8 protein-coding genes are annotated in these 11,563 nt (G+C 71.1%); 6 read left to right on the top strand and 2 right to left on the bottom strand.

What is annotated here, in order from left to right; all coding sequences use genetic code 11:
• The first annotated feature begins 148 nt into the window (after nucleotides 1-148).
• Together AB0O24_RS03845 and AB0O24_RS03840 are read left to right on the top strand one after the other, a co-directional pair.
• Entirely contained in the window at nucleotides 149-568 is a 420-nt protein-coding gene (locus tag AB0O24_RS03845) for a hypothetical protein (protein ID WP_307381955.1), read from the top strand.
• Nucleotides 565-1,509: a bifunctional riboflavin kinase/FAD synthetase gene (locus tag AB0O24_RS03840; RefSeq protein ID WP_363372744.1), complete on the top strand. Its 945-nt coding sequence runs from the start codon at nucleotides 565-567 to the stop codon at nucleotides 1,507-1,509. The genes AB0O24_RS03845 and AB0O24_RS03840 overlap by 4 nt, the downstream gene beginning before the upstream one ends.
• Nucleotides 1,510-1,539: 30 nt before the next feature.
• Here AB0O24_RS03840 and AB0O24_RS03835 read toward each other — a convergent pair whose 3' ends face one another.
• Nucleotides 1,540-2,907, bottom strand: a complete 1,368-nt coding sequence (locus AB0O24_RS03835) for an MFS transporter (RefSeq protein ID WP_363372671.1) — start codon at nucleotides 2,905-2,907, stop codon at nucleotides 1,540-1,542.
• A 107-nt stretch (nucleotides 2,908-3,014) separates the two neighbouring features.
• Here AB0O24_RS03835 and AB0O24_RS03830 point away from each other — a divergent pair, with 107 nt between their 5' ends.
• The 4 genes from AB0O24_RS03830 (at nucleotide 3,015) to AB0O24_RS03815 (ending at nucleotide 10,317) form a co-directional block, all read left to right on the top strand.
• The gene (locus tag AB0O24_RS03830) at nucleotides 3,015-5,462 is read left to right on the top strand and encodes a heavy metal translocating P-type ATPase (protein WP_363372669.1); all 2,448 of its coding nucleotides are present in this window, start codon (nucleotides 3,015-3,017) and stop codon (nucleotides 5,460-5,462) included.
• A 321-nt stretch (nucleotides 5,463-5,783) separates the two neighbouring features.
• Entirely contained in the window at nucleotides 5,784-7,943 is a 2,160-nt protein-coding gene (locus AB0O24_RS03825; RefSeq protein WP_363372666.1) for a DEAD/DEAH box helicase, read from the top strand.
• Between the two features lie 138 nt (nucleotides 7,944-8,081).
• A complete protein-coding gene (locus AB0O24_RS03820; RefSeq protein WP_363372664.1) occupies nucleotides 8,082-9,137 on the top strand; it encodes a hypothetical protein in 1,056 nt (351 codons plus the stop codon).
• A 151-nt stretch (nucleotides 9,138-9,288) separates the two neighbouring features.
• Nucleotides 9,289-10,317 (top strand): 6-phosphofructokinase, encoded by a 1,029-nt coding sequence (locus AB0O24_RS03815; RefSeq protein WP_363372662.1) that lies wholly within the window; start codon nucleotides 9,289-9,291, stop codon nucleotides 10,315-10,317.
• A 272-nt stretch (nucleotides 10,318-10,589) separates the two neighbouring features.
• Here AB0O24_RS03815 and AB0O24_RS03810 read toward each other — a convergent pair whose 3' ends face one another.
• Entirely contained in the window at nucleotides 10,590-11,483 is an 894-nt protein-coding gene (locus AB0O24_RS03810) for a hypothetical protein (protein ID WP_363372659.1), read from the bottom strand.
• Nucleotides 11,484-11,563 lie beyond the last annotated feature (80 nt).

Raw genomic sequence — 11,563 nt, 5'->3', positions numbered from 1 at the left:
ACAGGCTCAGGGACCTGGGGCCCGACAGGCTCAGGGACCTGGGGCGAAGGTGGCCGAGCTCGTCGAAGCCATCGTTCGGGAGGTTCGACATCCGTCGACGGGGCCCCGCCGGGCGGAGACCGCGCGGGCCAACTAGAATCGTCGAGTCATGGCATCCACCACTCCCACCCGCACCCGGGGGATGACCGGCATCGGCCGTGTCCTCGTCGTCGTCTACGGCATCATGGCGCTCGCCGCCACCGGCCGTTCTTTCGTGCAGATCGCGCGCGAGTTCGACGACGCCCCGCTGGCGTACTCGCTGTCGGCGCTCGCGGCCGTCGTGTACATCCTCGCGACCCTCGCGCTCGTCTTTTCGGCGCGGCCGGCGTGGTACCGCGTGGCGTGGATCGCGATCGGCTTCGAACTCGTCGGCGTGCTCGTCGTGGGGACGCTGAGCCTCGTCGACCCCGCTCTGTTCCAGCATCCGACCGTCTGGTCGGTCTACGGCTACGGTTACCTCTTCATCCCGCTCGTCCTGCCCTTCCTCGGGCTCTGGTGGCTCATACGCCATCGCCGGGCGGCGTCGTGATCGTCTTCCGCGACGCGGCCGAGGTCCCCGCGGATTTCGGACCGTCGGTCGTCGCCATCGGCAAGTTCGACGGCGTGCACACCGGTCACCGCGCGGTGATCGATCGCGCCCGTGTCGACGCCTCCGACGGCGCGAAGGTCGTCGCGGTGACGTTCGACCGCAATCCGCTCAGCGTGCTTCGGCCCGACCGCTGCCCGCCGGATGTGATCGGCCCGCACCAGAAGCTCGACCTACTCGACCGGGCCGGAGTGGATGCCACACTCTTGCTGACCTTCGACGAAGCCCTCGCGGCGATCCCGGCTGAAGAGTTCGCGCGCCGCGTGATCGTCGACGCCCTGCAGGCGCGGACGGTGCTCGTCGGCCGGGACTTCCGCTTCGGCGCGGGGGGTGCGGGCGACCCGGACCTTCTGACCCGTATGGGAGCGGAGCACGGCTTCCGTGTCGACGTGGTCGACGATGTCCGTGCGGTGCACGCCGATCGGCGCGTGTCGTCGACGTGGATACGCGAGGCTCTCTCTGCCGGCGACGTCACCACGGCCGCGCGCCTGCTCGGCCGCGCCCCCTCCGTCTGGGGCGAGGTCGTGCACGGGCTCAAGCGCGGACGCGAACTCGGCTACCCCACGGCGAACCTCTCACCTGACCTCGAGGGATTCGTCCCCGCCGACGGCGTCTACGCCGGGGGGCTCGTCGACGTCGAGGGGGGACGCCGCATCAGCTATCCCGCCGCGATCAGCGTCGGCACCAATCCCACCTTCGATGACGTGCACGCGCGCCAGGTCGAGGCGTACGTCCTCGACGAGACCGGCCTCGACCTCTACGGCCATCACGTCGAGGTGCGTTTCGTGGAGCGCGTGCGCGGGATGGTCGCATTCGACGGCATCGACGCCCTGCTCGTGCAGATGGCCGACGACGTGGAGCGCACGCGGGCGATTCTGCGCTGACGCGCCGCGCCCTGACGGGCCGCGCGGGCGTCAGTCGCGACGCGACAGGTGATTCCGGATGCCGAGGAACGACGCCGCAGCACCGAGCAGCATCAACACGGCGGTGAACACCGCGGCCCGGTGGAATCCGTCCAGATCGAGCGAGCCGCCGACGACGGCCGAGACCGCCGCGATCGCGAGCAGTCCCGCGACGCGGGACACGGCGTTGTTCACCGCGGAGGCGATGCCGGACCGCTCGGTTTCGATCGCGCCGAGCACGGCGGCGGTGAGCGGTGACACGGTCGCCGTGAGGCCGAGACCGAACACGACGATGCCCGGAAGCACCTGCGTCCAGTAGTCGAAGTCCGTGCGCACGTTCAGCAGCAGGAGCGCTCCCGCCGCCATCACGAGCGGCCCGAAGGCCATGAACAGACGCGGGCCGTACCTGCCGGCGAGGGCGCCCATCCGCGAGCTCAGCAGGATCATCAGCACCGTGCTCGGGAGGGATGCGAGACCGGCGAGCGTCGCGGGCAGCCCCGCTCCCTGCTGCAGGTAGACGCTGACGACGAAGCCGTTGAGCGAGAGCGCGGCGTAGACGAAGACGGTGGCGAGATTACCGGCCCAGAAGTTGCGGGAGCGGAACAGGCCCAGCGGCATCATCGGTTGCCGAGCGAAGCGCTGGCGCACGAGGAACCCGGAGAACGACAGGATGCCGAGGGCGCCCGGCATCCAGATCGCGGGGGAGGACCACCCGAGGTCGGGCTGCTCGATGAGCGCGAAGACGATCCCGCCCAGGCCGGCGGCGCAGAGCACCGCGCCGAGGATGTCGACGCGTGCGTCCGGGCGCCGGTGGTCGGCGTGACCGAGGCGAAGCAGCAACCACAGCGTGACCGCGATCGGCAGCACGTTCACGAGGAACACCAATCGCCACGACAGCGTGTCGACGAAGAGGCCCCCCACGAGCGGACCTGCGAGCATCGCGATCGTGGTGGCACCGGTCCAGATGCCGATCGCCCGGGCCTGCGCGGTGCCGCGGAACGTCGAGGTGATCAGCGCGAGAGAGCTCGGCACGAGGAGAGCGCCGGCGACCCCCTGCAGGGCGCGCGCGACGATGAGGAACTCGGCGGTCGGTGCGGCTGCGATCGCGACGGAGGTGATCCCGAATCCGATCAGGCCGATCCGCAGGACGACCACCCGTCCCAGGACGTCGCTCAGCGAGCCCGCGACCAGGATGAACGCGCCGAGGGTCACGAGGTACGCGTCCACGACCCATTGCTGGGTGCTCAGCCCACCGCCGAGGTCGCGAGCGATAGCGGGCAGGGCGACATTGACGACGGTGCCGTCGAGGAACGACACGAACGACGCGAGCACCGCGATCGTCAGCACGACCCGTTGCTGCTTCGTCATCGTGTCGCTCATCCGTCCAGCGTAGGGTCGTGCGCCGCGGGAGCGTCCGATTTTCGTCCCGATCCTGGAATACCCCCAGGGGGTATCCTGTTCTGTGGGGGAGAACCCCGGGAGGAACCATGGACGGATCGAGGGATGCCACGACGTCGGGCGCCGATGTCGCGGAGGCGGTGCTCGACATCGAGGGCATGACCTGTGCGAGCTGCGTTGCGCGGGTCGAGAAGCGTCTCGGACGCGTCGAGGGAGTGCGAGCGGCGGTCAATCTCGCGACGGAGACGGCGCGGGTGCAGTACCCGGCCGGGCTCGACACCACGGCGCTCGTCGAGGCCGTGCGTGCCGCGGGGTACGACGCCACCGTGCGGACGCGGGCCGCCTCCCGAGCGACCGGCGAGCCCGTGGCATCCGTTCCGGTGCCCGCGCCCGGCGGAGAGATCGACGCCGTGACGGCGCAGAGCCTCGATGCACCCGACCACGGCACCGGTGCGCTCCCGCACGATGCCCACGGCGCCGACGGCGCTGGTCCCGTCCACGACCACGGCGCGCACGACCACGGCGCCCACGACCACGGCTCCGATCACGGGGGCCACGTCCACGACACCTCCGACGCGCCCGGGTCCACACCGCTGCGGACGCGTCTGCTCGCGTCGGCGGCGATGGCTATCCCGGTGGTCGCGCTGGGCATGGTGCCGGCGTGGCAGTTCCCCGGCTGGCAGTGGGTCTCGCTCGCGTTGACCACGCCCGTGGTGCTGTGGGGCGGGTGGCCGTTCCACCGTGCGACCCTCCGCAACGCCCGCCACGGTGCCGCGACGATGGACACCCTCATCACGCTCGGGACCTTCGCGGCCTACCTGTGGAGCGTCTGGGCGCTCGTCTTCGGAAACGCCGGGCGGATCGGCATCCGTCACGAGGTCATGCTCTTCGGGCCCGTGCACGACGCCAGCGCGGTGGTCTACTTCGAGGTCGCCGCGGCGGTGACGGTGCTCCTGCTGCTCGGTCGCTTCATCGAGCAGCGCTCGACCCGGCGGGCGGGCGCGGCGCTGCGCGCGCTCCTCGACCTCGGCGCGCGCGAGGCCGAACTCGCGGACGGCCGCCGCATCCCGGTGGACGAGCTCAGCGTGGGCGACGTGTTCGTCGTGCGTCCGGGTGCCGTGATCGCCACCGACGGTGTGGTCGTCGACGGGCGGGCCTCGGTCGACGAGAGCATGCTCACCGGTGAGTCCCTGCCGGTCGAGGCGGCCGCGGGATCCACGGTGACCGGCGGGACGATCACCGCCGGTGGCCGACTCACCGTCCGGGCGACCGGGGTCGGCGAAGAGACGCGGCTCGCCCGCATCGCGCGACTCGTCGAGGACGCGCAGCTCGGAAAGAGTCGCGTGCAGCGGCTGGCCGACCGCATCTCGGGCATCTTCGTGCCGGTCGTCATCGTGCTCGCCGTGCTGACTCTCGTCGCCTGGATCCTCGCGGGGCAACCGCTCGCCGCCGGCTTCACCGCTGCGGTGGCCGTGCTCATCATCGCCTGCCCGTGCGCGCTGGGTCTCGCCACGCCCATCGCGATCCTCGTCGGCACCGGGCGGGGAGCGCAGCTGGGCGTCCTCGTCACCGGACCCGAAGCCCTCGAGTCCGCCGAGCGCATCGACACGATCGTGCTCGACAAGACCGGTACCCTGACGAGCGGCCGCATGAGCGTCGCGAACGTCGTCCCCGCGGAGGGGGAGGATGCCACGGACGCGATCGCTCGCGCAGCCGCCGTCGAACGCGGCTCGGAGCACCCGGTGGCCGCGGCGATCGTCGCCGCCGCGGGGGAGGGGCGGACCGCGACCGATCTTGAGGCGATCGCCGGACGCGGGGTGATCGGCACGGTCGACGGTCTCCGCGTGTTCGCGGGGCGTCCGACGTGGATCGTCGAACGCGGTGGCGCGCTGACCCCCGAGCTGGAGGCGGCTGTCGACGCCGCCGAGGAGCGCGGCACGGTCGTGGTCGTGGGCTGGGCGGATGCCGACGGCGCACTCCGCGCCCGCGCCGTGATCGAGATCGCCGACACCGTGCGCGCGGAGAGCGCCGAGGCCGTCGCCCGCCTGCGCGAGATGGGTCTCGAGCCCGTGCTGCTGACGGGTGACAACGCGCGCATCGCGCGGTCCGTCGCGGCAGAGCTCGGCATCGAGCGAGTCCGCGCGGGGGTCCTCCCCGAGGGCAAGGTCGACGAGATCGCTGCTCTGCGGGCCGAGGGGCGCACCGTCGCCATGGTGGGTGACGGGGTCAACGACGCCGCCGCCCTGGCATCCGCGGATCTCGGGATCGCCATGGGCGGGGGAACGGACGCCGCGCTCCACGCGAGCGACATCGCGCTGATGCGCGACGATCCACGGGGCATCGTCACCGCGGTGGCGTTGAGCCGGCGCACGATGCGGATCATCCGCGGCAACCTGTTCTGGGCGTTCGCGTACAACGTCGCGGCGCTGCCGCTCGCCGCCCTGGGACTGCTGAACCCGATGATCGCGGGTGCCGCGATGGCGTTCTCGAGCGTGTTCGTCGTGCTGAACAGCCTGCGTCTGCGTCGGGCGTCCTGAGCAGGCGTCGCGGCGGGTCTGCTGTCCGGTTTGGGGCGCGTTCCGGCACTTGGGGCGGGGTATTTCGCGCCCCGAACGGCAGAACGCGCCCCGAACCACGTCGCGACCGGCTCAGCTCACGCGCTTCGGCTCTGCGCGCGCTAGAATGATGGCGACCCCGTCACCCGCTGTCTCGCGAGCCGTTCCGGTGTAGACGCGTCGCGGGTCGCCGGTACCGCCGCTCAGGCGGCGTGCCGAGCGACATTCTCCGGGGTCACCGATCCGCCGGCCTCGCGCCGGAACGTCCCGGACAGGTGTCCGGACGACACGCTCAGGAGGAGCATGCCGACCACGGCAACCGCGTCCCGAGGCTCGAGCCAGCGGCGCAGGAAGACCACGTCCTCGCGACGCGACGACGAAGCCCCCGTCATCCCGATCCTGGCGCGCAAGGTGCGCGAGGTCGAGGCCAAGGCCCAACGGGGCAAGCTCGGCCCGACCAACCGGGTGAAGTTCCAGGTGATCGCCTTCCTCGTCCGCGAGGAACGCGCGCGCGTGAAGGCCGACACCGAGATCACCGACGCCGCGCGCGCCGAGCTGCTCAAGCGCCTCGACGGGGTCGCGACGATCCTCGCGAAGACCGCCGCGCGCGACACCTCGCTCATCCAGTTGCTCGAAGTCGATGCGGCCACCTCGCCCGTCGCTCGACGCATGCGCCGGGATTGGCTGCTCGAGTCCGGCGCAGAGCTGCCGCCCGACGAGCTGATCATCACCGACACCGCTCCCCAGGTGGCGCCCGTCGTGCCCGCGGCCCTCGCCGAGAAGCAGGTCATCCCGCCGTCCATCGAGGCGCGGCAGATGGCGAACCCCTTCCTCGCGCCCGACCTCACCCCGCGCTCGACCGGTGACGCCCCGCGCCGCCGCCTCGACGGGTGGGAGCTCATGGGCCCGCTCTACAAGGCGTTCGAGACGGGCGCCGGTGGGTCGGCCGCCAGTATGGACCTCCCGCCCGTCCCCGAGTTCGATCGCGTCTCTCCCCGCGGGCTCGAGGTCATGCCGCACCAGTCGCGCTTCCTCGAGGCCGTGCGCCTGGGGCACCGTTCCTTCCTGCTCGCCGACGAGCCGGGCCTCGGCAAGACCGCCGAGTCGGTGCTCGCGGCCTCGGTCGCCGACGCGTACCCGCTGCTGGTCGTGGTGCCGAACGTCGTCAAGATGAACTGGGCCCGCGAGGTGCAGCGCTGGACGCCGCAGCGCCGCGCCACGGTGATCTCGGGCGGCGGTGCCGACATCGACGCCTTCGCCGATGTCTTCATCGTCAACTACGAGATCCTCGACCGGCACCTGTCGTGGCTCTCGTCGATCGGTCTCAAGGGCGTCGTCGTCGACGAGGCGCACTTCATCAAGAACCTCACGTCGCAGCGTTCGCAGAACGTGCTGGCTCTGGCATCCCGTGTCCGTCAGCAGACCCGTGACCCGCTCATGCTGGCCCTGACGGGTACTCCGCTGATCAACGACGTCGAGGATTTCGACGCGATCTGGCGCTTCCTCGGGTGGACCAACGGCGAGAAGCCCGGTCCCGAGCTGATGGAGAAACTGGATGCCACGGGCCTGACCCCCGCCGACAAGGCGTTCTACCCCGAGGCGCGCGAGGCCGTCATCTCGATGGGCATCGTCCGGCGGAAGAAGAAGGACGTCGCCGCCGATCTGCCCGACAAGCTCGTCGCCGACCTCCCCGTCGAGCTCGACGACGAGTACGGCCGGTCGATCCGGCAGGCCGAGCGCGAACTCGGCGCCCGCCTCGCGGCGAAGTACCGCCGTATCCTCGATGCGCGTGGCGACCGCGGCCTCGCCCCCGGCGAGATCGACGACGACATCGTCCGTCTCGTGGCGCACGGCGAGCTCGAAGAGAGCAAGGCCGCCGGCTCGGGCAGCGAGAACGTGTTCACGATGGTCCGCCGCATCGGTCAGGCCAAGGCGCACCTCGCGGCCGACTACGCCGTGCAGCTGCAGCGCTCGGTCGGCAAGGTCGTGTTCTTCGCCAAGCACATCGACGTGATGGATGCCGCGGAGGCCCACTTCAAGGCATCCGGGCTGAAGGCGGTGTCGGTGCGGGGCGAGCAGACCTCGACCGCGCGCCAGGCTGCGATCGACGCGTTCAACAGCGACCCCGACGTCGGGATCGCGGTGTGCTCGCTGACCGCCGCGGGCGTCGGCCTGAACATGCAGGCCGCCTCGAACGTCGTGCTCGCGGAGCTGTCGTGGACCGCCGCCGAGCAGACGCAGGCGATCGACCGCGTGCACCGCATCGGCCAGGAGGAGCCCGTCACCGCGTGGCGCATCATCGCCGCGCACACGATCGACACGAAGATCGCCGAGCTCATCGATTCGAAGGAGGGGCTCGCGGCGCGCGCCCTCGACGGCCAGGCGATCGAGCCCGGCTCCAGCGACTCGGTGCAGCTCTCGGCCCTCATGCACCTGCTGCGTCAGGCGCTCGGCACGGCCTGAGCCCGCTTCGACGGACGCCCCGGGGCTTCGGCCCCGGGGCATCCGCGCATTCGGCGTGGCCGCCATCGCGCCGCCATTGCCCCGCTGCGCTCGGGCGCGAGTCCGTTCGATGTCCGACGCCCTCGCTAAGGTCGGCAGATGACCCTCACCGCCGACACCCTGCTCGCGGGACCACGCGGACGCCGGCTGTGTCTAGAAGTCTTGCGGCTCGCCCCCGACGGGCCGGAGGCACGCGATGCGGCCTGGGCCGTGTCGTGGGCCGCGCAGGCCCTCGACGAGAATCCGGGGACGGTCGTCGCGATCGCCGGAGACGCCTCGTCGTTCACCGAACCCGAGGTGTCGCCCGCCGAGGCCGCCGCCGCGCTGGCACGGGTCGCGATCCCCGAGCTCACCGACGCGCTCCTCTTCACGGCCCTGTCTCTCGCTGTGGACCACGCCGCGTACTGGCAGCCGCCCTCCGGTGAGGACGTCCTGGCCGCGACCGAGGACCTGCAGCCCGTGCTCGAGCGTGTCGCCGCGGCGGTCGCCGGAGCTCCCGGAACCTCGTGGTGGGGGAGCGGGGTCGAGCGGGACACGCAGGCGATGGTGCGCTGGGAGAACTCTCCCGCGTCGATGGAGGCCCCCGAAGAGCTCTCGGCCCGGTGGCGAAGCGAGCAGGTCGAAGAAGAGGTGTCCTTCGCCCGACAGATTGACGACGTCCGTCTCTCCGGCTCGTGGTGGTCGACCCCCGCGTTCGCCCTTCCGCGCTCCACGCGTGTGCGCGGCACGGCGGGGCCGGTCGGCCTCACGCTCGTCGAAGACTCCTGGGGGTGGACCTCCGCACGCGTTCGACCTCTCGCCGCACCGGACGGCGAGGTCATCGAGATCGACGGCCCCGAAGCGTGGGCGGCGCTGTGTCGGCGGCATCCGTTCCCGGTCACCGCGAGCCGACGCAATGTGTGGGGGCGGACGACGGGGCGCGAAGGCATGTGGATGCAGCCCGACTGGGCGGCCGTCGCCGGTGAAGCCGCGGGGGTGCACCTGAGCGTGAGCGGGTACCTCGCCACGGCCGGTCGGGTCGTCGGCCTCGGCGACCTCGGTGCGAGCACCGTGGCCGGGTGGGGCCCCGACGAGACCTTCTGGTTCTCACCGGTCGAACAGTCGGCGCCCGAGCAGGAGTGGGTTCGCGACGGTGACACCTGGAACCGCGTGTGACGGTGGTCGCGTGCCTGCTCGAACAGGGCGGTCGGGCCGGGGTGCCGGCATCCGGGCCGCCGTGTGGCACCGTTCCCGCCCGCGGCGATAGGGTCGAAGACGGCAATGGCGCCTCCCTCCACCCGAACCACAGCACCAGAGGACTCTGCCCATGAAGATCGGCATCCTGACCAGCGGCGGCGACTGCCCCGGTCTCAACGCGGTCATCCGTGGCGTCGTGCTGAAGGGCACGACCAACTACGACATCGAGTTCGTCGGCATCCGTGACGGATGGCGAGGCGTGGTCGACGGCGACTTCTTCCCGCTGACCCGCCACGAGGTGAAGGGTCTGTCGAAGGTCGGAGGCACGATCCTCGGCACCAGCCGCACGAACCCCTACGAGGGCGTGCGCGGCGGTGCTGAGAACATCTCCAAGACGATGTACGGGCACCGGCTCGACGGCATCCTGGCGATCGGTGGCGAGGGCACCCTCGCCGCGGCCGACCGTCTGTCGAAGGACGGCATCAACGTGCTGGGTGTTCCCAAGACGATCGACAACGACCTTCGCGCCACCGACTACTCGTTCGGTTTCGACACGGCCGTGAACATCGCGACGGATGCCATGGACCGCCTCCGCACCACGGGTGACTCGCACCAGCGGTGCATGGTGGCCGAGGTCATGGGGCGTCACGTCGGCTGGATCGCCCTGCACGCCGGTATCGCGGCGGGCGCCCACGTGATCTGCATCCCCGAGGTACCGATGTCGATCGACGAGATCGTCGAACAGGTCACGCGCGCGCACGACCGCGGCCGCGCGCCCCTCGTCGTCGTGTCGGAGGGCTTCAAGCTCAAGGGCATGGACGAAGCGTTCAGCGACAAGGGCCTCGACGCCTTCAACCGCCCCCGCCTCGGCGGCATCGGCGAGCTGCTCGCCCCCGAGATCGAGCGTCTCACCGGCATCGAGACCCGCGCCACGGTCCTCGGGCACATCCAGCGCGGCGGCTCGCCCTCGGCGTTCGACCGTGTGCTCGCGACGCGCCTCGGCCTGCACGCCGCCGACGCCCTGCACGAGGGCGCCTGGGGCCAGATGGTCGCGATGCGCGGCACCGACATCGTGCGCGTGCCGTTCGCCGACGCGCTGGGTGAGCTCAACAGCGTTCCCCTGTACCGCTACGAAGAGGCTGCGGCGCTGTTCGGCTGAGCCTTTCGCCTCGACGCCCCGTCCCGCTTCGCGCGGGGCGGGGCGTCGCCGTTCGCGCAGCCGCCGGCCGCGACTGAGCGCCAACGCCCAGTCGTCGCTGCGCGGCGTCCCACCCGGGTGTCCCACTTTGTGCAGGTCTGATCGCAGATTCCTGCACAAAGTGGGACATCCCTGCGTGCGGGCTGCGGCGGCGGTGCACTCCCGCGCTCCACGCGTCCCACTTTGTGCGAGTTCGGGCGCAGGCTTCTGCGCAAAGTGGGACACCATGTGCGTCATGGCCGCCATCCGGCACGTGTGAGCGCCTCGCGCACCTTTCGGACCGCCACTGCGCCATCTCCTCGCGTGTGGTGGAACAGGATGCGGACGTGCTCCCAACCGCACTCCCGAATGGCATCCCAGCGGTCGGCGTCCCGAGCGAACTGGCGCATGTCCTCGGCATGGACGCGCCCGTCGTACTCGACGGCCACCCTCCACGAGGGATACGCGAGATCGAGCTCGGCGACGAAGGTCCCGCTCGCATCACGGAGAACCACGGAGATCTCGGGTTCCGGGAGAGAGTGACGGATCAGCAGCAACCGTAGCCGTGTCTCAGAGGCGGAGCGCGGACCGAAGCGACTGAGGCTGAGGGCCCGCGTGAGGAGGAGCTTCCGCGTGTCGCCCATGCGCGCGATCTCAGCGGCGAGTTCGTCCGCCTCGATTCGTGGCACGGCGTCCGTGAGGAGGAAATCCGCGGCTGCGACGAGGTCGTCGATTCTCCACAGCGTCCCGCATTGCCGCCACGCACGCACGGGATGCTCGACCGGCCAGCCACGCCGCGTCAGGAGCGTCGCGGCATCCCGTGCCTGCAGACGGTGTCCGAGGATGCCGTTCACGCGGGGCTCGCGAACTGGACGATGAGCCGACACGTGGATGCCGGGGACGAAAGGGAAAGGCGGAAGCGGCGCGCCGAGCAGCCCCAGCGCCGTTTCGTGGCTGAAGAACTGCCCGCTCCGGAGCAGAGGGACGTACTCCGCCGCGCGCGCCTCGAGGTCGTCCACTGCGGGCGGTGCAGCGGATGAGCGGACGCCACTGTACGGCGCCCTGACACCGACATGACGCAGCGCGAAGCGGGAGCGGCCCGAGGCCACGGCATCCCGAACGGAGAAGATTCGAGGTTCGTCGACCATCCGCCGAGCATGGCGGTGTTGCGCGTGCCGTTGCTCACCCGATCGCGTTATCCGTGGATGACCTCTTCTATCGCCGCGCG

The sequence above is a fragment of the Microbacterium sp. NPDC086615 genome, assembly GCF_040686055.1.
Classification (GTDB): domain Bacteria; phylum Actinomycetota; class Actinomycetes; order Actinomycetales; family Microbacteriaceae; genus Microbacterium.
The sequence above is the reverse complement of the archived record's forward strand: the minus strand, read 5'-3'. Positions and strand labels throughout refer to the sequence as shown.